A 25,132-nucleotide genomic window follows, 5' to 3' on the forward strand; every position below is an offset into this window, starting at 1 on the left:
TGCTAAGATGGTCACGAATGACTGGACAATCACGGCCATGGGTTCCGCGCCGCGAATGCCAGATCGCTTATGCGAGACGCCCGCCATGGGGATGGCGCACGCCTCGTGGTCCCATTGGGATGGGGCAACCTTCAAGGAGAGGACGCTTATGTCTGGAACCATGCGTGGCGTGTATACAAATCTGACCGAGATTCGTCGTAGGGTCTTCGCCGAGGTGGCTAAGATCGCCTATGACGCCGGTGGCGATAACGCGGAGGAGAGGCTCGACTCCGTCGCGCACAACCTCCGCAACCTGCCCTACGAGATCGTCCCCGGCGACGTGGCGACGTATCGCGAGTCCGTCTTCCTCGAGCGCGCCATCGTTCAGGAGCGCATCCGCCTCGCCATGGGCCTCCCGCTCCAGGACCTCGATCGTCCGGAGAGCGTGACGGAGGGCCTCAAGAAGGCCGCGGTGCCCGAGACCTACTATGAGGCGCCGCTGGTCAACGTCATCAAGTTTGCCTGCAACGCCTGCGAGGACAACGTCTATCGCGTCATGCCCAACGCCTGCCAGGGCTGCCTTGCGCACCCCTGCCGCGAGATCTGCCCCAAGGGCGCCATCACGTTCAAGGACAAGAAGGCCTTCATCGACCACGAGAAGTGCATCAAGTGCGGTCGCTGTGCGAGCGTCTGCCCCTACCAGGCGATTCATCACCATGTGCGTCCCTGTGCAGACGCCTGCGGCATGCACGCCATCGGCTCCGATGAGCACGGTCGCGCGGAGATCAACTACGAGAAGTGCGTCTCCTGCGGCCAGTGCCTCGTGAACTGCCCGTTTGGCGCCATTGCTGACAAGAGCCAGATCTTCCAGACGATCATGGCCATCAACGCCGGCGAGGAGGTCATCGCCGAGGTTGCGCCCGCGTTCGTGGGCCAGTTTGGCGGCAAGGGCAACGTCGACAAGCTCCGCGAGGCCTTCAAGGAGCTTGGCTTTGCCGGCATGGAGGAGGTCGCGCTTGGCGCGGACCTCTGCACCGTCGAGGAGGCGGAGGACTTCCTCGAGGAGGTCCCCGAGAAGATCCCGTTCATGGGCACCTCGTGCTGCCCTGCGTGGTCCGTCATGGCGAAGAAGGAGTTCCCCGAGCACGCGGGATGCGTCTCGATGGCGCTCACGCCGATGACGCTCACGGCGAGGCTCATTCGCAAGCAGCATCCCAACGCCAAGATCGTCTTCGTTGGCCCGTGCTCTGCCAAGAAGCTCGAGGCCATGCGCAGGAGCGTTAAGAGCGAGGTCGACTTCGTGCTGACCTTCGAGGAGATGGCCGGCATGATGCGCGCCAAGGACATCGACTACACGAGCCTCGCCGGCGAGGGTGGCGACTTCGAGGTCGCCAGCGCTGACGCCCGCGGCTTTGCCGTGGCCGGCGGCGTTGCGAACGCCGTGGTCAACGCGATTCACCGCCGCTATCCGGACCGCGAGGTCAACGTCGTGAACGCAGAGGGCCTGGACGAGTGCCGCAAGATGATGAAGGCCGCCGTGAAGGGCAAGTACAACGGCTACCTGCTCGAGGGCATGGCCTGCCCGGGCGGCTGCGTTGCCGGCGCGGGCACGCTGCAGGCGGTTGCCAAGACGGCGGGCGCGGTGAAGATGTACGCCAAGAAGAGCGAGCGCAAGAACGCCACGGAGAACGCCTACTGCGACCTGATCCCCGAGCTCGAGCGTCCCGAGGACGGCAAGCACGGTGACGAGCTCGTCGCCGAGAGCACCGAGGCTTCGGTTCCCAAGAAGTAGCTAGGACTGGCATAGCGCTGCTGATGGCGGCGTCGCGCGGGGACGTTTCCCGTGCGGCGCCGCTTTCGTTTGCGCGCGCCGTGCGCGACAGCGTGGTGATTGCGGTGGCGCGGCGGCGCGGCGCGCCGCGGTGGCGAGGTATGGCCGCGCGGTGGCGTGGCGCGGTGGCGCGGGACCCACCGCCCCGCTTGATTCGCCGAGACATGCGTTTCTTCGAGTTGTTGGCGTCAAAAGGCTTGCATAACTCGAAATTCCGCATGTTTCGGAGCCATCTGCGCCGGGCCGGCGACCGGGCGCACGCCGGGCGAGGCGCGGCCGCGTGGTGATTGCGGTGGAACCGGCCCGCTTCCGCGCGGCGTGGGTATAAGCACTCAAGACAACCCCGTCAGGAGGCAGCATGCTTACCACCACGCTCACGTATCCAAGCCACGATGGCACCTCGACCATCCGCGCGCTTCTCTGGGAGCCAGACGCCGCCGTCAAGCCGGACTTCGCGCCGCGCGCCGTGGTGCAGCTTGTCCACGGCATGGCGGAGCACGTCGAGCGCTACGCACCCTTCGCGGAGCACCTCGTGGGCGAGGGCTTCGTTGTCTGCGCGAACGATCACGTGGGCCATGGCAAGACGGTCTCCTCGGAGGCGGATCTCGGTCACATGCCGCTCGAGGGCGGCGAGGACGTGCTGGTGGAGGACGTACACGCGCTTCGCGAACTGGTGGGGGAGCGCTATCTGACGGATGTCCCGCATGTCATCTTTGGCCATTCGATGGGCAGCTTCGTCACGCGCGTCTACCTCACGCGCCATGCCGAGGGCCTGAGCGCGGCCGTGATTTGTGGCACCGGTCAACAACCGCATGCCCAGGCGGCCGCCGGCAAGACGCTGACGCGCGTGATCGCGTCCGTCCGCGGCGAGCGCTATGTGAGCAAGCTCATCGATTCGATGGGTGCTGGTGCTTACGCCAGGGCTATCAAGGACGCGCGCACGAACGTCGACTGGATCGCCACGGACCCTGAGGTCGTGGACGAATACCAGGCGGACCCTCTCTGCGGCCAGCCGTTCACCGTGGGTGCCTACCACACGCTTTCCTGTCTCGTTGCCGACGCGACGGATGAGGCGCTCGCCCGTCGCGTGCCGGCGGGGCTACCGCTGTATTTCATCGCCGGGGCCGAAGACCCGGTGGGCGATCGCGGCCGTGGCGTGCGCGCGGCGGTGAGCGAGTACAGGAATGCCGGCGTTCGCCTCGTCGAGCTCACGATCTATCCCGGGGTCCGTCACGAGATTCTGAACGAGCCCATCAAGGAGAAGGTCATGTCCGACGTAGTGGACTTCCTCTCCCGTCAGGGCCTCTAGCTGGGGCGTTGCTCTGGTCTCGCCTTATTGCGCTGGCCTCACTTTAATGTCCGTATCGCCTCGTAAGGTTGTCTTAACAAGGGGAGGCAAAGGAGCCGCCCCACATGAGGAGGCAACCATGTACGAGCCGTCACGTCACATCACGTCGTTCAACATCGCCGGTTTTCAGCACTGGGATGGCGCCCTCGTCCTGTCAGAGCTCAAGCCTGGCATGCAGCTCACGCTCGCCCCTGAGCCTGACAATCCCTATGACCCCAACGCTGTCGCCATCCTGTTCCAGGGCGTCAAGCTTGGCTTCGTGCCTGCGGATAAGAACGAGCTCCTCGCTCAGCTTCTCCACTTTGGTCACACTGGCGTGATCGAGTGCCGCGTTCAGCAGGTCGATCCCGAGGCCAAGACCTGGAACCAAGTGTTCGTGGGCCTGTTCATGGTCGACGCACGCTAGAGAGTTGACAAAGGGACTGTCCCTTTGTCACCTTTTCCGCAATGGCGTCCTCGTCCTCCATGCACGTGTTATCCTGAACAGCTAGTTGTACACGTGCGAGAGGATGGCTATTCGTGGCAGAGAACACCCCCTCGGCCCAGGCGGCCGAGATGCCCAAGACATATGACCCGGCAACCACCGAGCCTGCGCTCATTGACCAGTGGATCAACGCTGGCTGCTATCAGCGCAGCAAGGGTGTAGGCGACTGCACTGTCGTCATCCCGCCGCCCAACGTCACCGGTGTGCTCCACATGGGCCATGCCATGGATGACTCGATTCAGGACACCATCATCCGCTACAACCGCATGCGCGGCCGTTCCACCCGCTGGATTGTCGGCACGGACCACGCGGGCATCGCCACCCAGACCAAGGTGGACAAGAAGCTCAAGGCGGAGGGCATCTCTCGTCTCGAGATCGGCCGCGAGAAGTTCCTCGACGCCTGCTGGGATTGGCGTCGCGAGTACGGCGGAACGATCATCAAGCAGATCCGTCGCATGGGCTGCTCGGTCGACTTCTCTGACGAGCGCTTCACGATGGATCCGGATTACGCCAAGGCCGTCCGCAAGGTCTTCTGCGACTGGTACCACGATGGCCTGATCTACCGTGGCAAGCGCATCGTCAACTGGTGCCCCTCCTGCACCACCGCCATCTCCGATGACGAGGCCGAGTACAAGAACGAGAAGGGCCACCTGTGGCACCTCCGCTACCCGCTCACCGAGCCGGTGAACGGCCAGGAGTACATCGTGGTCGCCACCACGCGCCCGGAGACCATGCTCGGCGACACGGGCGTGGCCGTCAGCCCGTCCGATCCGGAGAAGGCCGCCTTCGTGGGCAAGACCGTCATGCTGCCCATCGTGAACCGCGAGATTCCCATCTTCTCGGACTACCACGTCGACAAGGACTTCGGCTCCGGCTTCGTGAAGGTCACTCCGGCGCATGATCCCAATGACTACGCCATGGGCCAGGCGCACGACCTCCCGCAGATCAACATCTTCGACGAGCATGCCGTCGTCGTCGATGGCTACGGCGAGTTCACGGGCATGAATCGCGATGAGTGCCGCGAGGCCGTCATCGCCTGGTTCGAGGAGCACGGCCTGCTCGACCACGTCGACGAGCTCGAGCACTCCGTCATGCACTGCTATCGCTGCGATGCGGCCCTCGAGCCGTGGCTGTCCGAGCAGTGGTTCGTCGCCGTTGACAAGCTCAAGGGTCCGGCGCTTGACGTCGTGAAGTCCGGCGAGGTCAAGTTCCACCCCGCCCGCTGGACTGACACCTACACCACCTGGATGGAGAACCTGAAGGACTGGTGCATCTCCCGTCAGCTTTGGTGGGGTCACCGCATCCCCGTCTTCTACTGCGAGGACTGCGGCTGGGAGGACGCTTGCATGGATGACGTCCACGAGTGCCCGCACTGCCACGGCAAGCACGTCCACCAGGACGAGAACGTTCTCGACACCTGGTTCTCCTCGCAGCTGTGGACCTTCGCCACGCAGGGTTGGCCGGATCACCCGGAGCAGATGGAGGGCCACCACCCCACGGCGGCGCTCGTCACCGCCCGTGACATCATCGCGCTGTGGGTCGCCCGCATGATCATGAGCTCGCTCTACTTCACCAAGGAGATTCCGTTCAAGGACGTGGTCATTTACGCCACGATCCTCGCCAAGGATGGCAGCCGCATGTCCAAGTCCAAGGGCAACGGCGTGAACCCCATGGACCTCATCGCCAAGTATGGTGCTGACGCCATGCGCTTCAATCTCCTGACGCTCATCACCAACAACCAGGACGTCAAGTTCGACGCCAACATCGACAAGAAGACGAAGGAGCTCATCGATAGCCCGCGCACCGAGCAGGCCAAGAGCTTCGTCACGAAGATCTGGAACGCGAGCCGCTTCGTCCTCATGAACATGGACGGCTACACGCCCGGCCCCGCCAAGGCCGCCACGCCCGAGGACGCCTGGATGCTCAGCCGCCTTGCCAAGATGGTGTCTGAGTCGACCAACCGCCTCGAGTCCTATGAGCTCGGTGACTACGCCCGCGAGCTCCAGAGCTTCTTCTGGGGCGAGGTCTGCGACTGGTACATCGAGCTTTGCAAGGGCCGTCTGCTCGACGGCGAGGGCGAGGAACGCCTGCAGGTCCAGCGCAACCTCGTCTACGTCCTCGACGCGTCGCTGCGCATGCTGCACCCGGTCATGCCGTTCGTGACCGAGAGCGTGTGGGACACCATGCCCGCCAGCGAGCTCGACGCTGACGGCGAGGGCAACTACGCCGCGCATGCCGGCCGCTTCCTCATGATGGCCGCCTGGCCCGAGCCCGAGGCCCTTGCCGCCTTCGTCGATGATGAGGCCGAGTCCACGTTTGACATCGCCCGTCGCCTGGTCGCCGGCGTTCGCTCCGCTCGCGCCCGCTACAAGCTCTCTCCCAAGACCGAGCTTGCGGTCGTCGTCCACGCTGACGCCGATGCCGTCTCCAAGCTCTCCAGCCAGACTGACTTCGTCAAGAGCGTCGGCCGCGTGAGCGAGCTCACCGTCGCCGAGGACGCCGAGAAGCCCGCCGCCTCCGTCACGCTCGTCGAGAGCGACTTCGAGGCCTTCGTCGTCATGGGTGACCTCGTCGATTTCGCTGCCGAGGGCAAGAAGCTCGAGAAGGACCTTGCCAAGGCCGAGAAGGAGCTCGCCGGCGTCGAGCGCACCCTCTCCAACGAAGGCTTCCTCGCCAAGGCGACGGCCGAGGTTGTCGCTGCCAAGCGCGAGCGTGCCGCCGATCTTACCGCTACGGTCGAGCGCATTAAGGCCCAGCTCGCGGACCTCGCCTAAGGCGATCCGTGGCTACCGTGCCACTCGATAAGAAACAGCTGAGGACCCAGCTCCGGGCACTTCGCCGGGAGCTGGGTCCTTCCGTTCGCGCCGAGGTCGACGCGCGGATTGTTGCTGCCGTGGCGGCGACCGAGGAATGGCGCGAGGCTCCGGCGGTCCTCGCGTACCTCTCCGTGAGGGATGAGGTAGATACGCGCGGGCTCGTGCGCCTTGCCTGGGAGGCCGGCAAGGTGGTGGCGGCACCGCGCGTGACGGGTCCTCGCTCTCTCGCGTGGTATCGCGTCGAGGCGGGTGACGAGCTCGAAGTGAGCGCGATGGGCATCGAAGAGCCACTGGCGCGCGGGGAGCGTCGCGTTAACCCTGCGCGCCTCGGCGAGCGCTCGGTCGCGCTCGTTCCGGGTCTCGCCTTTGACGAGATGGGCTATCGCTTGGGTTATGGCGGCGGCTTCTATGACGCGTTCCTCGAGCGATTCAGGGGCGTCTCCATCGGGCTCTGCCGGGATGCGGCGCTGATGCCGTCCCTCGCCGATATGGGTACCCTCGAGCCGCATGACCGTGCCGTCGGCATTGTCGCCACCGAGACCCGTCTGCTTCGCTAGCGTTTGTGGCCCGCTCCGCGAATGCTTGTGGCCCGCTCCGCGAATCGAGGACCGGGCGTTGGCTCGGGTCGGGCCATCCTTGCGCCAGCACGCGCTCCGCGTATCGATGACCGGGCGTTGGCCTGGGCTGAGCCGCCCTTACGCCAGCACGCGCTCCATATGGCGCTTGGCGCGCGAGAGTGCCTCCTTGATGAGCGCTTGCTTGTCTTCAGTGAGGCGATAGGAGGGCGTCGTAACTGACAAGCCGTACTGAATCGTGCCATGGCTGCGAATGCCTATACCGATGCACTGGATGGCCTCCGTCGCCTCTTCCCGGTCATAGGCGAAGCCCTCGTTCCTTACCTCGGCAAGCTGGGCAATGAACTCATCGGCAGTTCGCACCGTGGCGTCGGTGGGTCGCTCGAGCGGCTCTTGGAGCATCGCGCGCACTTTCTCCTCGTCCATTTCGCTTACGAGTGCCTTGCCAATTGCCGTGTAGTGGATGGGCAGCGTCTTGCCGATGCTCGAGGTGAGACGCACAGGCTGGGGCGAGTCCACCTTGGCGATGTAGAGCACGCGGCCACGGTCGAGAACGCCGAGCTGACAGGTCTCCCCGCATGCGTTCGTTACGTCTCGCATCGCTGCCATGAACAGGCTTATCGAGGTGCTCTCCCGATCGAACGACTTGCCGAGCAGATACGTCTTGAGGCCGATGGAGTAGCGCTTCGTCGCGTCGTCATAAGCGACGAAGCTGGTATCGGTCATCGTGTGCAGGATGGGGGAGAGACTCCCCTTGGGCGCATTCACCTCGCGGCAGATCTCCGCCATCGTGAGTCCCTCGGAAGCGTTCGCAAGCGCCTCGAAGATGTCGAGAACGCGCTTTGTCGAGCGATGCTGGGTCTTATCCTCAACCGTTGTCATTATTTGAGCTCCCTTGGGGCAAAAGTCTGGTCCGGAGGCCATGCGCGTAGCCTCGGCTATTTCAGGTTCCTAACCATTCTTAGCACTGATTCTGATAGTTCGCAAATACGAACGCCGTTCGCAGAGAAATACCTACCGTCCACGGACGCCCGGAGCGCTACCCTTTCACGCGCCAAGCGATAGAATTACCCTGCAATTGCAATTTAGGAACGAGGTTCGCATATCCGAACAAAATGGATTCAGGCAACACCAACGGGTGCCAAGCGCCGCGCAAGGTCTCTGCGGACGGCGAACCGTCCCAGAAAGAGGGAGGATCGTTCATGAGAAACGGCGTCATCATCGACGAGAAGGACAACGTCGTCGTCGCCATTCACGAGCTCGAGGCTGGCACCGACGTCGCCTATCCGCTACCTGGCGGAGGCGAGGGCCACGTCGTGACTCGCGAGCACATTCCTCTGTTCCACAAGATCGCGCGCACGGATATCAAGCGTGGCGAGAAGGTCATGAAGTACGGCGAGTACATCGGTGTCGCTACTGCCGACATCGCTGCGGGCGAGCACGTGCACACGCACAACTGCGCCAGCTCCGATGACCTGAAGGACACGGACGCCAACGACGTGGCCTCCGCTGCCTCCGACGCCATTTCCCCTGCTGCCGCGCCCAAGTCCACTCGCACCTTCCGCGGCTACCGTCGAGCGGATGGCCAGGTGGGCATCCGCAACCACGTGCTCGTCCTTCCCACGAGCATCTGCGCCTCTGACACCACGGAGCGCATCGCTCGTGCCGTCACCGGCTGCGTGACGTTCCACAACCAGAACGGCTGCAGCCAGGTGAACGTCGACCAGCAGCTCACGGTCGACACGCTCGCTGGCCTTGCGGTAAACCCCAACGTCTATGCCGTGCTTGCCGTCTCGCTCGGTTGCGAGGGCTGCCAGAACGACCTCGTCATCGACGCCATCCGCAAGCGCTGCGACAAGCCCATCCGCTCGCTGATCATCCAGAAGGTCGGCGGTTCCATCAAGGCCGTCGAGGAGGGCACGCGCATCGCCCGCGAGCTCGTCCGTGACGCAAGCCTGTGCGAGCGAGAGGACGTGCCGGTCTCCGAGCTCATCTTTGGTACCAACTGCGGCGGCTCCGACACCTCGAGCGGCCTGGGCTCCAACCCGCTCATCGGCGAGGTGTCCGACTGGATGGTCTCGCAGGGTGCCACGACCGTCCTGTGCGAGACGCCCGAGCTGTTCGGCGGCGAGCACATCCTCGCGCGTCGCGCCTCCACGCCCGAGGTGGGCGAGCAGATCCTTAAGATCGTGCGCGACTACGAGAAGTACGTGCAGATGTTCGGTGCCGAGATGCGCGAGGGCAACCCCAGCCCCGGAAACATGGCCGGCGGCCTGACGACGCTCGAGGAGAAGTCCCTCGGCTGCATCCACAAGGCGGGTCACAGCCCCATCAACGCCGTCTATCCCTATGCGGCTAAGCTCAAGAGCCACGAGGGCCTCGTCATCATGGACACGCCGGGCAACGACCCGTCCAGCGTGGGCGGCATCATCGCTGGCGGCTGCCAGCTCGTGGTCTTCTCGACGGGTCTCGGCACGCCCACGGGCAATGCCATCGCGCCCGTGCTCCGCATCACGGCCAATGGCCGCACGGCCCAGACCATGGCCGACAACATCGACTTCGACGCGCAGGCCACGATCTATGGACCCGAGTCCATGGAAGAGCTTCGCGACCGTCTCATCGACCAGATCATCGCCGTCTGCAATGGCGAGCCCACTTGCGCCGAGGCACTTGGCTACACCGAGACGGCTCTCCCGCACCTGTGCAACTACATGTAACAAAGACACGCCTGGTTGATTCGCTCTAGCTGCCTTTGCGAGCGAATCACACCAAGCAATCCCGGGGGTGCCAGTTACCGCCGAAGGCGTCGCCGTCGCAAACACTAGGCATCACCGCGGGTCAAACCGCGTGATACATACGACGCAGCCCCCCAATAGCTGCGTCAGGACAAGTACCGGGGAAGGAATACCCGGAACAACCAGAAGGAGTGCATCATGGATCTTCATCTCGAGGGCAAGGTCATCTTCGTCACCGGCGGCTTCAAGGGCATCGGTAAGGGCATCGCGCTGCAGCTCGCTCGCGAGGGCGCTATCCCCGTGGTCCTGAACCGCAAGGACGGTGTCGAGGACGAGTTCCGCGCCGAGATCTCCGAGATCACCAAGACGTTCGAGATGTACTACATCGACCTCAACGACACCGACGCCATCAAGCCCATCGTCGAGGAGGTCTACAAGAAGTACGGCCACATTGACGGCGTGGTGAACAACGCTGGCCGCAACGACAACCTCGAGCTCGAGACCCTCGACTGGCACGACTTCGAGAAGTCCCTGCACGGCAACCTCACGCACTACTTCGAGCTCGTCCACTGCTGCTGCCCGTACCTCAAGGAGTCTAAGGGCTCCATCGTGAACATCGCCTCCAAGGTCGCCCTCACCGGCCAGGGCAAGACGACGGCCTACGCCGCCAAGGGCGCCATCCTCGGCCTCACCCGTGAGTGGGCCGCCGCTCTCGTCCACGACTCCGTGCGTGTCAACGCCATTGTTGTCGCCGAGGCCTGGACGCCGCTGTACGCCAACTGGATCAAGACCTTCGGTGACGAGGAGGCCCAGCAGAAGCGTCTGTCCCTCATCACGGACCGCATCCCGCTGGAGCACCGTATGACCACCTGCGAGGAGATCGCCGACACCGCGTGCTTCCTGCTTTCCGATCGCGCCTCCCACACCACCGGCCAGTGGTGCAGCGTCGACGGCGGCTACGTCAACCTCGACCGCGCCCTCGACTAGCTCTGGCCTGGAAAGAGGATTTAACGCATGTCTGATTCTGCCAAGAAGGCGAGCACCAAGGGCGCTGCGGCAACCATCGCCATCGTTCTCGTGACCTCGCTGTTCTTCGTCTGGGGCCTGGCCATGAACCTGGTCAGCTCGCTGAACGCCCCGATCGCCAACTACCTTGAGCTGACGACCACCCAGACGTCGCTCATGCAGGTTGCCTACTACGGCGCCTACTTCGTCATGGCCATCCCGGCCGGTGCCATCGCCAAGAAGTTCGGCTACAAGGGTGGCGTCATCGCCGGCCTCGCCCTGTTCGTGATCGGCTCCATCATCACGGTGCCCGCCACGAACGCCGCCTCGTTCGCCCTGTTCCTGGTCTCCACGTTCGTCGTTGCCGCTGGCGCCACCACGCTCGAGGCCAACTGCAACCCTTACATCACCAAGCTCGGTGACGAGAAGCACGAGTCCATGCGACTCAACCTCGCCCAGTCGTTCAACGGCGTCGGTTCCATCGTGGGCCCGCTCATCATGGCCCAGATCCTGAGCACGACGGTCGCCGCCGGCCAGCCCGGCTTCGCCGAGGCCAAGACGGCCTTCCTGGGCAGCACCCGTGGCATCTACATCGTGATCGCCATCGTGCTCGCCATCATGCTCGCCGTGTTCGTCTTTGTGAAGCTCCCCACGCCGCCGAACGACGTCGAGGAGGTCGGCTCCGAGAAGGCCGCCAAGGGCGGTGCCCTCAAGAAGCCCTACTTCAAGCTTGGCGTCGTCGCCGAGTTCTTCTACGTGGGCATCCAGACGGTTGGCTTCTCCCTGTTCGCCACGTACGCGACGAAGGTCGCCGGCCTTGAGATGAGCCTCGCCACGGGCCTCGTGAGCGCCCTGTCGCTGCTGTTCACCATCGGCCGCTTCGGCTCTACGCCGCTTCTGGCCAAGAAGGACCCGGGCAAGCTGCTCGGCATCTACATGACGGGTGCTGCCATCTGCTTCTTCCTCGTGTTCCTGAACCTTGGCGTCGTGTCCGTCGCTGCCTTTGTCGTGGCCTACCTGTTCATGTCCATCGGCTACCCGACGATCTTCTCGCTGTCGCTGCGCGGCATGAGCGGCGACGAGACCAAGACCGGCTCGTCCATCATCACGATGTCGATCGTGGGCGGCGCCATCATCCCGGTCGTCGTGAGCGCCATTGGCGATGCCTGCGGCCTGTCCGTCGCCATGCTCGTCGCCGTTCCCTGCCTGGCCTTCTGCGCCTGGTACGGCTTCGCCGGCTCCAAGATCGGTTTTGGGGAGGAGCAACCACCATGTCTGATCTCAAGGTTGTCGATTCTCACTTCCACGTGTGGAACCTCGATACGCAGAGCCTTCCCTGGCTCGACGGCACCGACGGCACCATCACGCACACCTACAAGGTGGAGGACCTCGAGGCCGAGTATGCCCGCCAGGCTGGCGTTGAGTTCGTCGGCGGCGTGTACGTCGAGGTAGACTGCGCCGACCACGAGGCCGAGGACAAGATTGCCTACGATCTCAAGGCGGCCCACCCCAAGATGCTCGCCTGCATGCTCCGCAGCGACGTCTCTCCGTGGATGCGCGTCCCCGCGTTTGCCGCCGGCATTCGCGAGCCGCTCCACATCGACTCCGAGCCCAAGGGCCGTTGCCTCGAGCCCAGCTTCGTCGAGGGCCTTCACACGCTGGCCGCTAAGGGCCTGCCGTTTGAGTCCTGCAACCGCGTGAACGAGCTCGAGGACGCCTACGAGGCATTCGCCCAGGCGCCTGAGGAGACCGTTATCCTGAACCACCTCGGCAACGTCGAGGCACTCACGCCGGAGTGGTGCGCGGTCATGAAGAAGTTCGCGACCCTGCCGAACCTTTACGTGAAGGTCTCTGGCTTCCCCACGGCCGACAAGCAGTTCGTCTCCGAGCTGCTCAAGTTCACGCGCGACACGTTCGATCCCAAGAAGCTCCTGTATGCGTCCAACTGGCCTGTCGTGAAGCTCTATAGCTCCTTCGACGAGCACTTCCAGACGCTGCGCGACGCGTTTGGCGACGACGAGGACTTCTTCATGAACAACGCCGTGCGTGCGTATGGCCTCGAGCTCTAAGCTGGCTGTCTCGCACACCCAGTTTGCAAGCGCTATCCTGAAGAAGGATGACGTTCGTGAAAACGAAAAGATTGACTAGCTTACCTGGTCAGATCTGGTAAATGCCTGTGGGACCGGCGCCTCGTGCGTCCGGTCCCGCGTGGCTGTCTTGGATATAAGGATAGGGGAGAGCGGAGATAGCCTCCGTCCCTAGAAAAGGAAGGGTAGTGACATGTTCGAGGGCATTTTCTGTCCGTCCATCACCATCACTGATGATGAGGGCAACATCGATTTCGATCTGTGGGGCAAGCATCTCGACCACCTTGCCGACGCCGGTCTCAACGGCGTTCTGCTCTTTGGCAGCATTGGCGAGTTCTACAGCGTCTCGCTCGAGGACAAGAAGGCCGCTTGCGACTTTGCCGTTAAGCGCGTGGGCGATCGCATGAAGGTCTTCATTGGTGTTGGCGACACGAACTACGCCAACGTCCTGGAGCTCACCCGCTATGCCGAGAAGGCTGGCGCTGACGCGGTGCTCGCGGTGTCCCCGTACTACTTTGGCCCGAGCGCGCCTACCGCCGAGCACTACTTCGGCGGCATCGCCGAGGCCACGAAGCTCCCGGTCATTCTCTACAACTTCCCGGCGCGTACCGGCACCGATCTCACGCCCGAGCTCGTTGCCTCCCTCGCTGCCAAGCACGCCAACATCTGCGGCATCAAGGACACCGTGGACACGATTAGCCACACGCGCAAGGTCATTCGCGCCGCGCGTGCCGTGAACCCCGAGTTCACCGTGTTCTCCGGCTTTGACGAGTACTACCTGGTCAACCGCGTGAGCGGCGGCAACGGCGTTCTGTGCGGCCTCACGAACGTGGAGCCCGAGACGTTCGCCAAGATGCACGCCGCCTACCAGGCCGGCGACTATGCCACGGCCGTTTCGTGCGCCGAGCGCATCTCCAAGCTCATGGCCGTCTATGACGTGTGCGACCTGTTCGTCTCCGCCATCAAGGCTGCTGTGAAGGTCAAGGGCCTGCCCATCTCCACGAAGATCTTCGACCCCGCCGTCCAGGCCACCGAGGCCGACGAGGCCGCTATCGCGGAGCTGCTCGCGGAGTAGCGAGCACACATACGTTGTGGCTTGCGAGCCCGGATGCCTTCTGGCGTCCGGGCTTTTTTCTTGGCAGTTTGCCGTGCCCTGACACATGACCCCGCTGCCGCTTCGTTGCGCTACTCCCGCTCGTGGAGGCGCAGGGCGATGCCGCAGGCGAGGCGGACGTCAGGGTCGTCCAGGTCGAGGCCGCTTATCTCGCCGATCTGCTCCAGGTGCCTGATGCAGGTGCTTCTCGTGAGAAAGAGGTCGCGTGCGGTGCGTGTCACGTTTCGGTCGCGGTCGAGGTAGCCGCGCAGGAGTCGCGTGAACTCCGTGCCGTTCTCGCGGTCGTGCTCCATGAGGCGCAGGAGGCCCGGCGGGGTCAGCGCCGCGGGAATCTGGCGCACGCGCACACGTCGCAGCATATCCGCGAGCAGGAAGTCCGCGTAGCGCCAACAGGCGCTTTCCGGCTGCCTCCTGATGCCTAGGCGCGCTGCCGCCAGCGCCTGGTTGTAGTAGTAGAACGTGTTCTTGAGGTCTCCGTACGCCTCGCTCGCGCCCACAGCGAGGAGCCCCGGGATGAACACGCCGGCAAGGCGATGCAGCATGCCGTCCTCGTCCGTGCCGGCGCGCGTGAGGTTGCAGACGATGACGAGGTGCTCGCCGTGCATGACGCAGGCGAGCTCGCCGATCCTTCCGGAGAGCGAGCGCGCCGTGGACTCCAGGCGCTCCTGGCTCTGGCCGCGTTGCACGGAGGCGATCGAGACGCACAGGTAGTGGTCGAACACGTCCCAGCCCAACAGACTCGCGCCCGCCTCGATGCGGCGCTCGTCAAGCAGCTGGTGGGCGAGAAGGCCCTCGAGCATGAGCTCGAGCTCCCGGGGCTGTCCGGCTTCCTCGATCTGTCCGCGCATCGAGCGCTCCCACTCCTCGTGACGCGCGAAGGACCTCGTGACGCGGGCGAGCAGCGCCCTCACGTCGATCGCGCCCTCCTCGGTCCAGAGGATGTCGAGGTCCCCGTGGCGCCAAGCGGCCGTCGGCTGGCCCACGCAGATGACGGACGCGATGCCGCTTGTGTTGGGACGTGCGGGCAACTCGCTCGCCTCCGCGACGTAGACGGGCCCCTCCTCGAGGGGCTCTCCGGGCACGAGGGGGAGGGCGTAGGTGCACGTGCGCGTCGCCGCACCGGGCGCCAGGTGACTCGAGAACTCGAGCGGGGCGAGCTCGTCACGGAGGATCTGGAGGTTCAGCCTCATGGGGTCTCCATCGTTGAATGGTACAAAGTGTTCCATCATCGTAGCGTTATTGCTGCGCTCTGGTGGGGATGTTTGGGTGTGAGGTTCATAGAATTCTATCCGTTGAGATAAACGGGTCTGTTTTGCCAATCCCACACAATGACGGCTACACTCGCCCTCGCATTCAAGAGATACAAACTGTCTCAGTTGCGGGGGCTTCTGAGTTTGTCCGGCGTGGTGACGGATAATGACAGCGCAGTAGGCCCCCCAAGCGATTGGAGCTCCCATGGCACTGACGGATATCGAAATCGCACAGCAGGCCGAGGTCTGGCCCATCAGCAAGGTCGCCGAGGGTCTCGGCCTGACCGATGACGAGCTCATCCCCTACGGCCACCACATGGCCAAGGTCGACGTCACGAAGCTCCGCGACAAGGAACGCCGCGCCAAGCTCATTCTCGTGACCGCCATCAACCCCACGCCTGCGGGCGAGGGCAAGACCACGACGTCCGTCGGCCTCGCTGACGCCCTCCAGCGTCTTGGCAAGAAGGCCGTACTCGCGCTTCGCGAGCCGTCCCTTGGCCCGGTCTTCGGCATTAAGGGTGGTGCCGCCGGCGGCGGCTACGCGCAGGTCGTGCCCATGGAGAACATCAACCTGCACTTCACCGGTGACTTCCACGCCATCGGCGCGGCGAACAACTTGCTCGCCGCCATGCTCGACAACCACATCAAGCAGGGCAACGCCCTCGGCATCGACCCGCGCCGCATCACCTGGAAGCGCGTCGTCGACATGAACGACCGCCAGCTGCGCAACATCGTCTGCGGCCTCGGTGGCGTTGCCAACGGCATGCCCCGCGAGGACGGCTTCGACATTACCGTCGCCTCCGAGGTCATGGCCTGCTTCTGCCTGGCCACCTCCATCGCGGATCTCAAGGCCCGTCTCGGCCGCATCGTCGTCGGTTACACCTTCGACCGCACGCCCGTCACCGCGCATGACCTCCACGCCGAGGGTGCCATGACGGCGCTGCTCAAGGACGCCATCTCGCCCAACCTCGTCCAGACGCTCGAGCACACGCCCGCGTTCGTCCACGGCGGCCCCTTCGCCAACATTGCCCATGGCTGCAACTCCGTCATGGCGACCGACGTCGCGATGAAGCTCGGCGACTACGTCGTCACCGAGGCGGGCTTCGGCGCGGACCTCGGCGCGGAGAAGTTCTGCGACATCAAGTGCCGTATGGCTGGGCTCACTCCGAGCGCCTGCGTGGTCGTCGCCACTGTGCGCGCCCTCAAGCACAACGGCGGCGTGCCCAAGACGGCTTTGGGCGAGGAGAACCTCGAGGCCCTCGAGGCCGGCATGCCCAACCTCCTGCGCCACGTCACCAACATGCGCGAGGTCTTCGGCCTGCCCGTCGTCGTCGCCATCAACGCGTTCCCCACGGACACGAAGGCCGAGCTTGACCTCGTCGAGGCCAAGTGCCATGAGCTCGGCGTGAACGTCGCCCTGTCCGAGGTCTGGGCGAAGGGTGGCGAGGGTGGTTTGGCCCTCGCCGAGGAGGTCGTGCGCCTGTGCGACGAGCCCAGCGAGTTCACGCAGGCCTACGAGCTCGGCGGCATCCGCGAGACCATCGACGCCATCGCCCGCCGCGTCTACCACGCTGACGGCGTCGACTTCACGCCCACTGCCGCCAAGCAGATCGCCCAGCTTGAGGAGCAGGGCTTCACCAACATGCCCGTCTGCATGGCCAAGACCCAGTACTCCTTCTCCGACGACGCCAAGAAGCTGGGCGCCCCCGAGGGCTTCCGCATCACCGTCCGCTCGGTGAAGGTCTCCGCCGGTGCCGGCTTCATCGTCGCGCTCACGGGTGACATCATGACGATGCCGGGCCTGCCCAAGCGCCCCGCCGCGGAGAACATCGACGTCGACGAGGACGGCCGCATCACCGGCCTTTTCTAGGGAGTCACCCCAGTTCATGAGTGTTTTTATGACCAAGAAGACCTGCGCGGAGTTCTCCGAGCGCCTGGCCGCCCGGGAGCCCGTTCCGGGCGGCGGCGGGGCCTCCGCCTACGTGGGGGCGCTGGGAACGGCGCTCTGCACGATGGTCTGCCGCTTTACCGAGGGCAAGCCCGCATACGCCGCGCATGACGAGAGCATCCGCCACACGATCGCTGCGACCGACCGCATCCGCCACGAGCTCCTCGCCCTTATGGACGAGGACGCCCGCGCGTATGCGGCGGTCTCGGCCGCCTACGCGATCGACCGCGAGGACCCGCACCGCGCGGACGCCATCGAGGCAGCCCTCCATGAGGCGGCGCTTCCGCCGTACCGCATCATGGTCGCTTGTGCCCGCTCGCTGGCACTTCTCGAGGAGCTGGGAGACCACGTGTCGCGCCTGCTCATCTCGGACGTGGCGTGTGGCGCGCAGCTCTGCCGCGCCGCCCTCATGAGCGCGAGCCTCACGCTCTATGCCAACACCACCGCCATGGTCGATCGCGAGCGTGCCTGTGAGCTCGAGGAGGAGTGCGAGGAACTGCTCGAGCACTGGCTGCCTCGGGCGGACGCCCTGGCTGACGCCGCCGCGCGCGCGGTGAGGGGGAGGGGTTAACATGGCGAAGCTTCTCAAGGGTGCACCCGTCGCAGCGAGGCTCACGGAGGAGGTCGCCTCCCGCGCCGCTGTGCTCTCCGCTCGCGGCGTGGTGCCGACGCTCTGCCTGATTCGCGTGGGCGAGCGCGCCGATGACCTCTCCTACGAGCGTGGCCTGCTCAAGCGCGCCGCGTCCTCCGGCGTCGACGTGCGCAGGGTTGTGCTTGATGCCGCCTGCTCGCAAGGCGAGCTCATGGCCGCCATCGCCTCCGCCAACGCGGACCCCGCCGTCCACGGCATCCTGATGTTTCGCCCCCTTCCCGCCTCGCTCGACGAGGCGGCCGCGTGCGAGGCAATCGCCCCCGAGAAGGACGTCGACTGCCTTACCCAGGCGTCGCTCGCCGGCGTGTTCACGGGCTCTGGCGAGGGCTATGCCCCGTGCACGGCGGATGCGGTGATGCACCTGCTCTCCGCCGCCGGCGTGTCGCTCGAGGGTGCTCGCGTGACCGTGGTGGGCCGCTCGCTCGTGATTGGCAGGCCCGTCGCGATGATGCTCCAGGCGGCGAACGCCACCGTGACGATGTGCCACTCCAAGACGCGGGACCTCGCGGAGTGCTGTCGCGAGGCGGACGTGCTCGTGGTCGCCTGCGGACGTGCGCGCATGGTGGGCGCGGACTGCGTGCGAGCCGGCCAGGTTGTCGTCGACGTGGGTATCAACTGGGACGAGAGCGCCGGCAGGCTCGTCGGCGACGTCGACTTCGACGCCGTGGAGCCCATCGTGGACGCCGTGACGCCCGTGCCGGGCGGGGTGGGTTCTCTCACCACCGCTGTACTTATGCAACATGTCGTGCAGGCGGCGGAGCGTGCCGCGGCCCGCACTGAGGGGGAATAACATGACCGAAGATCTCAGGGTCCAGACCGCTGGCGTGGCGGCGCAGCCCGCGCCCGCCGCCGCGACACCCGCCGTCGCGTCTCCGGTGTCCGGCAAGGCCGGCCACGCCGCCGGCGTCGACCGACCGCGCATCGAGGCCGCCGTCCGCGAGCTGCTCATCGGCATCGGCGAGGACCCGGACCGCCCGGGTCTCGTGGGCACGCCGGACCGCGTGGCGCGCGCGTGCGAGGAGCTCTTCTCGGGCCTGGCGGACGACCCGGCCCGCCATCTGCGCAAGCAGTTCCACGAGGAGGGCAACGAGGAGCTCGTCGTCGTGCGCGACATCCCGTTCCACTCCATGTGCGAGCATCACATCCTGCCGTTCATCGGCCGCGCCCACGTCGCTTACATCCCGCGAGACGGCCGTATCACGGGCCTCTCGAAGATCGCGCGTTGCGTGGCGGGCTTCGCCGCCCGCCCCCAGCTCCAGGAACGCCTCACCGATCAGGTGGCCGACGCCATGATGGCCGAGCTCGACCCCAAGGGCGTCATGGTCGTCATCGAGGCGGAGCATACCTGCATGACGATGCGTGGCATCCGTGCTGCCGGTGCCATGACCGTCACGAGCGCCGCCCGCGGCATGCTCAAGACCGACAACAAGACCCGCGAGGAGGCCCTTCGCCTTCTTGGCAGGTAGCGCGGGCCAGGCTCTCGTCCGCCGGCCCGCGCCCCGACCCTTCGTGCGCCACCCTCCGCCGCCAGGCGCGAGGCGCGGCCGCGCCCCTTCCTGAGGAGTTCCTTGCACATGTATCAGATTCCGTTCGAGATTCCCTCCTACACCTTCGACGAGGCGATGGAGAGGCTTCACGCCACCAAGAAGTTCGGCATCCAGCCCCTGCTCGAGAGCGTCGAGGACATGCTCGCAGAGCTCGGCAATCCGGATGACCACTTCGAGAGCGTCCAAATCGCGGGCACCAACGGCAAGACCTCGACCTCGCGCTATACCGCCGCGATCCTCATGGGGGAGGGCAAGCGCGTCGCCCTCTACACCTCGCCTGAGCTCGTGTGCCTCACGGAGCGCATGGAGGTCATGGGTCGTCCTGTAAGCGAGGAGAACTTCGCGCGTGGTATGGCCGCCGCCGTCACCTCGGGCGAGCGCGTGAACGCGCGCCGCAGCGCCGCGGGGGAGAGGCCCTATGACATTACGGAGTTCGACCTGCTCACCGTGGCCGCCCTCGTCGTCTTCGCCGAGGCGGGCGTTGACGTCGCCGTGCTCGAGTGCGGCATGGGCGGGCGCTGGGATGCGACGAGCGCCGCGCACAACATCAAGTCCGTCGCCGTCACGGGCATCGGCCTCGACCACATGAGGATCCTCGGCGACACGCTCGAGGCCATCGCGGGCGAGAAGGCCGCCATCATCAAGCCCGGAAGGACCTGCGTCCTTGGTGTGGGCACGGCGACCCCGGCGAGCGTCGAGGACGTCTTCCTCGAGCGATGCGCCGAGGCCAGCGTCACCCCGACGCTCCTGCGCCCCAGGGACCTCGCCGACGCCGCGGGCGAGATGCATCCGGGCGTCCCGCGTGAGCACGCGGACCTGCCGCACGCCTTCTACGAGGTCACGAGCCGTCCCGCGAGGATTGGCGACAACCTCGTCCTCGACGTGGAGACTGGCGTGGGAGGCGCCGAGGTCCACGCGTATCGTGGCGTCTCGGCTCCCAGGCCCGGCTATCAGGCGGCGAACATTTCGTGCGCCATCGCGCTGGCCGAGCACTACCTTGGGCACGCGCTCAACGAGGAGAGCCTTCTTCGCTCCGCGGCTGCCTGCCCCACGCCGGGCCGCTTCGACCTCGTCTCTGCCGAGCCGCCCGTGCTCATCGACGCCTGCCACAACCCGCAGAGTGTCCAGACGTTCCTCGCCGCCGTGCGTGGCATCGACCCGGATGTCGCGAGCAGGCCGGTGCTTCTGTGCGCGGTCCTTGCCGATAAGGACGTCGAGGGTATCGTGGGCCTTCTCGCCCCGGAGTTCCCCGAGGTCTACGTCACGCGTACCCAGTCTGACCGCGCCCTCGGACCCGCCGAACTTGCCGAGATGTTCGAGCGTGCCGGGAGAGCGCCCAAGGCCGTGTTCGAGAGCGTTGGGGAGGCGCTGAGCGCGCTCGAGGGTGTGCCACTCGTGGCTTGTGGCTCCATCACGACGGCGGGCGAGGTCGCGGGTGTCCTCAGGCCCGGAGTGCAAGGCGGGGAGGCCTAGCCACGCTGGTGCCTCGCGCCTGAACGCGGAGGCCTGGCAGCGCCGGAGCGCGGAGGCCTGGCAGCGTCGACCCCTCGCGCCTGAATTTGTGCCTGACGCGGAGACGTCCCCGGCCGCCTTGTCCATCGCCCGATGGCTGGTACAATCTCGTTCGTTGTGTCTTAAGTTGAGGACTGCCGTTGCTCGCGGTGAACGTCTCGTATGACAAAGGAGCTCGTCACATGTCCGACCTCATCGACCAGATTCTCACCCCCGAGGTGCGCATGGTGCTCTACCTCATGCTCGCCTGCGTCGTCATGCTCTACGTGCTCTCGATCGTCTACGTCATCCGCGACGCTCAGCGCCGCGGCGCTGAGCCCTGGTGGCTCTGGGCGATCATCTCCGTGATCCCCATCGTGGGCCTTCTCGCCTACGTCATCCTCCGTCCCAGCTCCTACCTGGTCGACCGCGAGGAGCAGGACCTCGACATCGCGCTTCGCGAGCACCAGCTCTCGCACTACGGCATCTGCCCCAAGTGCGGCACGCCTATCGACAAGGACTTCATCGTGTGCCCCAACTGCAACACGCAGGTCCGTAACGTCTGCCCGACGTGCCACCGCCCGCTCAACGCGGACTGGAAGGTCTGCCCCTACTGCCGCACGCGCATCCAGTAGCGCGCCTGCCCTATATGCAGCTCACGAGGCCCCGTCTTCGCGACGGGGCCTTTTTCGTGCCTCGTGGCGCTCAGGTGCGGGGCCGGCCGACGTCCACCGACTTGCGCGTCCGTGTCGTGACCAAGTAGATCGCCGCTGGGTTTTGCAACCGGCCACCGGCGACCGGCCTGCGCGTCCGCTGCCGGGATTTGCGCATCGTATGGGGGCCTTTTGCGAGGCCGCGTGCAACAAATTTGAGATTCTGCGGCTCGTTTAGGGCCTCTTGGGCCCCAAAACACATATGCTAGGAAAAAGATAACAAATAAAACCCCAGGTGGCCAAATCCTGCCTTGCGCCAGAAGTCGGATTTCAGCCGCAGAATCTCAAATTCGTTGCACACCTTGCCGCCAAAACGGCGGTATCGCCACAATGTAACGTTTCCAAAGTGCGACAATCCTCCACTTCAAGCTGCCACGTCTGCAGTGACGGGCACTTTGTGGTAAACCTAGAGAGCTGTAAATGCGCGGATTCGCCGCGCGTCGTTCGAAAGGCCCCAACTGATGCAGCTTTCGCTCGCACAGGGAACACGAACTCAGACTATCTAGGCGTCTGTCCCTTTCAGGGCCGCGAGGTCATGTGACAGGCGCCCTATAACCGCCCCACCGCCGTCATGGCGCATGGGCGTTTTTCTTAACTGTTTGTACACACTCGAGAGAGGTTTTCCATGAAGGTTCTGTACAACGACGGCCACGTCGACGAGTGCCCCGCGGAGGAAGAGCTCCACGTCATCCGCCACTCCGCCGCCCACATCATGGCCCAGGCCATCAAGCGTCTCTATCCCGAGGCTGACTTCGCCTACGGTCCCGCTACGGACAACGGCTTCTACTACGACGTCGACCTCGGCGACAAGAAGATCAGCGAGGAGGACTTCCCCGCGATCGAGGCCGAGATGAAGAAGATCTGCAAGGAGAACCTCAATTTCACCGTCTTCGAGAAGTCCCGCGAGGAGGCCGTCGCCCTCATGGAGGAGCGCGGCGAGAAGTACAAGGTCGAGCACATCGGCGACCTCGCTGATGACGCCCGCATCACCTTCTACCAGCAGGGCGAGTACATCGATATGTGCGTCGGCCCGCACCTCTGCTACACGAAGGCCCTCAAGGCCTTCAAGCTCACCGGCACCTCCGGCGCCTACTGGAAGGGCGACAAGAACAACAAGATGCTCACGCGCATCAACGGCGTCGCTTTCGCCACCAAGGAGGAGCTCGAGGAGCACCTGCACATGATCGAGGAGGCCAAGAAGCGCGACCACCGCAAGATCGGCCGCGAGATGGATCTCTTCATGATGCGTGACGAGGCTCCCGGCTTCCCGTTCTTCCTGCCCAACGGCATGATCCTCAAGAACACGCTCCTCGACTACTGGCGCGAGATCCACCACAAGGCCGGCTACGTCGAGATCTCCACGCCGCTCATCATGAACAAGCAGCTCTGGAAGACCTCCGGCCACTGGGACCACTACAAGGACAACATGTACTCCACCGTTATCGATGACGAGGAGTACTGCATCAAGCCGATGAACTGCCCGGGTGGCGTCCTCGTCTATGCCTCCAAGCCGCACTCCTACCGCGAGCTGCCCATCCGTGCCGGCGAAATCGGTCTCGTGCACCGTCACGAGCTGCGCGGCGCTCTCCACGGCCTGTTCCGCGTCCGCTGCTTCAATCAGGACGATGCCCACCTGTTCGTCCGTCCGGATCAGCTCACGGACGAGATCGTCGGTGTCGTGAACCTCATCGACTCCGTGTACCAGAAGTTCGGCTTCAAGTACCATGTCGAGCTCTCCACTCGTCCGGACGACTCCATGGGCTCTGACGAGGACTGGGAGCGCGCGGAGGAGGGCCTCAAGACCGCCCTCAGCGAGCTTGGCATGGACTACGAGGTCAACGAGGGCGACGGCGCCTTCTATGGCCCGAAGATCGACTTCCACCTCGAGGACTCCCTCGGCCGCACCTGGCAGTGCGGCACCGTCCAGCTCGATTTCCAGATGCCGATTAACTTCAACCTCGAGTACACCGACGCTGACGGCACCAAGAAGCGCCCGATCATGCTTCACCGCGTCTGCTTCGGCTCCGTCGAGCGCTTCATCGGCATCCTGATCGAGCACTACGCCGGCAAGTTCCCGACGTGGCTCGCGCCTGTCCAGGTCGACGTCCTTCCCGTCTCCGAGAAGAGCCGTGACTACGCCCACCAGGTCGCCGACAAGCTCGACGCCGCCGGTATCCGCGTCAAGGTCGATGACCGCGACGAGAAGATCGGCTACAAGATCCGCGAGGCCCGCAGCATCGACCGCGTGCCCTACATGCTGATCCTGGGCGAGAAGGAGGTCGAGGCCGGCAACATCTCCGTCCGCGACCGCTCTGGCGAGACCGTCCAGCGCTCCGTCGACGAGTTCATCGCCGACATTACGGCCGAGATCTCCGAGCGTCGCAGCTAGTCTGGGCGTCCGTTGACTGTCTCGAACGACAACAACCTGGGACCTCTCCTGCCTGCCGGCGGGGGAGGTCCCTCGCTTAGCGCGCTTGTTGCCCTGCGGCGCGAGACGGACGTCGCCGCCTGGCGGCGCATCTCCGACGTGGCCCAGACGTGCGCCAAGTACCTTTCCTGCCATCCGGCCGTGCTCGCCGTGCGCTATCCGGGCCTTACGACCGACGCGAGCTACCGCGAGGCCTCCTGCACCCTGGAGGGTGGCTTTGGCCCCCTCGTCGACGTATGCCTGGTGCGCGACGGCGCCTGGCTGCGCTATGACGCGCGAACGGCCACGGGAGACGCGCGTGCCGAGGTCCTGCGCCTCGAGCACGTGCTCGGGACGTTGTGACAGCGGGGTGTTTGACCGCTCCCTTTTTGCGGTATATCAAATCAAGCTAGTCAGGCTCGTCTGTGTGTTCTGCCGTGGTGGGGAGGCCATCATGAACAGGCTAAGAGACGTAGCTATTCCGCTGGCTCTTGCGACGCTTATGGCGGGCGTCTGGTTGAGGTTGCCTTCGTTGACAGAACCGATTTGGGGCGCCGCGCTTGTGGAAGCGTATTCTCTTGTCAGCGGCATCCCCAACACCATCATGGGAATCGATGGGGTGACCCTGGCTGCGGTTATCCTGTCTCGCCCGCTTATGTGGCTTTTCCTTGGCTATGCGGTGGCGGCGGCCGTCGGTTGCGGCCACCGCGCCCTATTTGTCTCGTTTCTCATCCTGGTTGGCTTGGCCATAGTCTGCGTCGTCGCACGCCAAACTGTCGGCGTTGTTTTGTTGGGATTCACCGACATCTCCATGCTGGGAGGAATCGTCTTCGTCTTGCCTGGCGTTTTCTGTGCCGTTGAGCGACTCGTTGTCGCAAGAGCGTCTGCTACAAGTTGATGCAATAGGAAGATGGTCCTGCATTTACCAGAAGGGGACTGGTTACCAATCTCGACGGCCGTTTCCTTTGTCGTCCGGCGAGCCGTTGCCGTTTGCGGAATCCGACAAGGCTTCTCCATGGCAAACGGCAGCTAACTTGCCGTGAACGGTCGATATTTGCGCACGAGTGGCAGCTGCGGCTTTTCCCTCGGAAAACAATAGTTGGGCATAAGGCGTTTTTGCTCTATGCACGCCCGGTTGGGCATTTGCGCC

20 protein-coding genes and 1 pseudogene are annotated in these 25,132 nt (G+C 64.7%); 19 read left to right on the forward strand and 2 right to left on the reverse strand.

Annotated features, from left to right (window positions below):
- Positions 1-148: 148 nt before the first annotated feature.
- The 5 genes from ACTQ1Z_RS01655 (at position 149) to ACTQ1Z_RS01675 (ending at position 7,015) form a co-directional block, all read left to right on the forward strand.
- A complete protein-coding gene (locus ACTQ1Z_RS01655) occupies positions 149-1,771 on the forward strand; it encodes a 4Fe-4S dicluster domain-containing protein (protein WP_441858257.1) in 1,623 nt (540 codons plus the stop codon).
- Positions 1,772-2,168: 397 nt separating this feature from the next.
- The gene (locus ACTQ1Z_RS01660; protein ID WP_441858259.1) at positions 2,169-3,119 is read left to right on the forward strand and encodes an alpha/beta fold hydrolase; all 951 of its coding nucleotides are present in this window, start codon (positions 2,169-2,171) and stop codon (positions 3,117-3,119) included.
- Positions 3,120-3,237: 118 nt separating this feature from the next.
- Positions 3,238-3,564, forward strand: coding sequence for an HIRAN domain-containing protein (locus tag ACTQ1Z_RS01665; protein ID WP_441858261.1), 327 nt, complete (start codon positions 3,238-3,240; stop codon positions 3,562-3,564).
- 149 nt (positions 3,565-3,713) lie between these two features.
- Positions 3,714-6,416, forward strand: a complete 2,703-nt coding sequence (locus ACTQ1Z_RS01670) for a valine--tRNA ligase (RefSeq protein ID WP_441858784.1) — start codon at positions 3,714-3,716, stop codon at positions 6,414-6,416.
- A gap of 8 nt (positions 6,417-6,424) precedes the next feature.
- Positions 6,425-7,015 (forward strand): 5-formyltetrahydrofolate cyclo-ligase, encoded by a 591-nt coding sequence (locus ACTQ1Z_RS01675; protein ID WP_441858263.1) that lies wholly within the window; start codon positions 6,425-6,427, stop codon positions 7,013-7,015.
- Between the two features lie 138 nt (positions 7,016-7,153).
- On the opposite strand, the gene ACTQ1Z_RS01680 is transcribed toward ACTQ1Z_RS01675, so the two are convergent.
- Entirely contained in the window at positions 7,154-7,915 is a 762-nt protein-coding gene (locus ACTQ1Z_RS01680; RefSeq protein ID WP_441858265.1) for an IclR family transcriptional regulator, read from the reverse strand.
- A 320-nt stretch (positions 7,916-8,235) separates the two neighbouring features.
- Between ACTQ1Z_RS01680 and ACTQ1Z_RS01685 the strand changes: the two genes are divergently transcribed.
- From ACTQ1Z_RS01685 to ACTQ1Z_RS01705, 5 genes and pseudogenes are all read left to right on the forward strand, one after another.
- Positions 8,236-9,750 carry a UxaA family hydrolase gene (locus ACTQ1Z_RS01685; protein ID WP_441858267.1) on the forward strand — a complete coding sequence of 505 codons (1,515 nt, stop codon included), beginning with the start codon at positions 8,236-8,238 and terminating at the stop codon, positions 9,748-9,750.
- A 216-nt stretch (positions 9,751-9,966) separates the two neighbouring features.
- Entirely contained in the window at positions 9,967-10,755 is a 789-nt protein-coding gene (locus tag ACTQ1Z_RS01690; RefSeq protein WP_441858269.1) for an SDR family oxidoreductase, read from the forward strand.
- 27 nt (positions 10,756-10,782) lie between these two features.
- Positions 10,783-11,895: pseudogene (locus ACTQ1Z_RS01695) on the forward strand (MFS transporter); the annotation flags it as partial.
- Between the two features lie 149 nt (positions 11,896-12,044).
- Positions 12,045-12,842 (forward strand): amidohydrolase family protein, encoded by a 798-nt coding sequence (locus tag ACTQ1Z_RS01700; protein WP_441858271.1) that lies wholly within the window; start codon positions 12,045-12,047, stop codon positions 12,840-12,842.
- 211 nt (positions 12,843-13,053) lie between these two features.
- Positions 13,054-13,935 carry a dihydrodipicolinate synthase family protein gene (locus ACTQ1Z_RS01705; RefSeq protein WP_317285943.1) on the forward strand — a complete coding sequence of 294 codons (882 nt, stop codon included), beginning with the start codon at positions 13,054-13,056 and terminating at the stop codon, positions 13,933-13,935.
- 110 nt (positions 13,936-14,045) lie between these two features.
- Here ACTQ1Z_RS01705 and ACTQ1Z_RS01710 read toward each other — a convergent pair whose 3' ends face one another.
- Positions 14,046-15,164, reverse strand: a complete 1,119-nt coding sequence (locus ACTQ1Z_RS01710) for a PucR family transcriptional regulator (RefSeq protein ID WP_441858273.1) — start codon at positions 15,162-15,164, stop codon at positions 14,046-14,048.
- Between the two features lie 265 nt (positions 15,165-15,429).
- Between ACTQ1Z_RS01710 and ACTQ1Z_RS01715 the strand changes: the two genes are divergently transcribed.
- The 9 genes from ACTQ1Z_RS01715 (at position 15,430) to ACTQ1Z_RS01755 (ending at position 24,880) form a co-directional block, all read left to right on the forward strand.
- Positions 15,430-17,094 (forward strand): formate--tetrahydrofolate ligase, encoded by a 1,665-nt coding sequence (locus ACTQ1Z_RS01715; protein WP_441858275.1) that lies wholly within the window; start codon positions 15,430-15,432, stop codon positions 17,092-17,094.
- A 16-nt stretch (positions 17,095-17,110) separates the two neighbouring features.
- Entirely contained in the window at positions 17,111-17,743 is a 633-nt protein-coding gene (locus tag ACTQ1Z_RS01720) for a cyclodeaminase/cyclohydrolase family protein (protein ID WP_441858277.1), read from the forward strand.
- A gap of 1 nt (position 17,744) precedes the next feature.
- Positions 17,745-18,614, forward strand: coding sequence for a bifunctional 5,10-methylenetetrahydrofolate dehydrogenase/5,10-methenyltetrahydrofolate cyclohydrolase (locus tag ACTQ1Z_RS01725; RefSeq protein WP_441858279.1), 870 nt, complete (start codon positions 17,745-17,747; stop codon positions 18,612-18,614).
- Position 18,615: 1 nt separating this feature from the next.
- Positions 18,616-19,290, forward strand: coding sequence for a GTP cyclohydrolase I FolE (gene folE / locus ACTQ1Z_RS01730; RefSeq protein WP_441858281.1), 675 nt, complete (start codon positions 18,616-18,618; stop codon positions 19,288-19,290).
- A gap of 108 nt (positions 19,291-19,398) precedes the next feature.
- Positions 19,399-20,844 carry a bifunctional folylpolyglutamate synthase/dihydrofolate synthase gene (locus tag ACTQ1Z_RS01735; RefSeq protein ID WP_441858283.1) on the forward strand — a complete coding sequence of 482 codons (1,446 nt, stop codon included), beginning with the start codon at positions 19,399-19,401 and terminating at the stop codon, positions 20,842-20,844.
- A 221-nt stretch (positions 20,845-21,065) separates the two neighbouring features.
- Complete coding sequence (locus tag ACTQ1Z_RS01740) at positions 21,066-21,497, forward strand: double zinc ribbon domain-containing protein (protein ID WP_293815661.1); 432 nt, start codon at positions 21,066-21,068, stop codon at positions 21,495-21,497.
- A gap of 703 nt (positions 21,498-22,200) precedes the next feature.
- Positions 22,201-23,964 (forward strand): threonine--tRNA ligase, encoded by a 1,764-nt coding sequence (thrS, locus tag ACTQ1Z_RS01745; RefSeq protein WP_320680639.1) that lies wholly within the window; start codon positions 22,201-22,203, stop codon positions 23,962-23,964.
- A gap of 12 nt (positions 23,965-23,976) precedes the next feature.
- Positions 23,977-24,345 carry a hypothetical protein gene (locus tag ACTQ1Z_RS01750; protein ID WP_320680637.1) on the forward strand — a complete coding sequence of 123 codons (369 nt, stop codon included), beginning with the start codon at positions 23,977-23,979 and terminating at the stop codon, positions 24,343-24,345.
- A gap of 91 nt (positions 24,346-24,436) precedes the next feature.
- Positions 24,437-24,880, forward strand: a complete 444-nt coding sequence (locus tag ACTQ1Z_RS01755; RefSeq protein ID WP_320680635.1) for a hypothetical protein — start codon at positions 24,437-24,439, stop codon at positions 24,878-24,880.
- The last annotated feature ends 252 nt before the right edge of the window (positions 24,881-25,132 follow it).

It is taken from the genome of Parolsenella sp. LCP21S3_E11, assembly GCF_052118165.1.
Lineage (GTDB): Bacteria > Actinomycetota > Coriobacteriia > Coriobacteriales > Atopobiaceae > Parolsenella.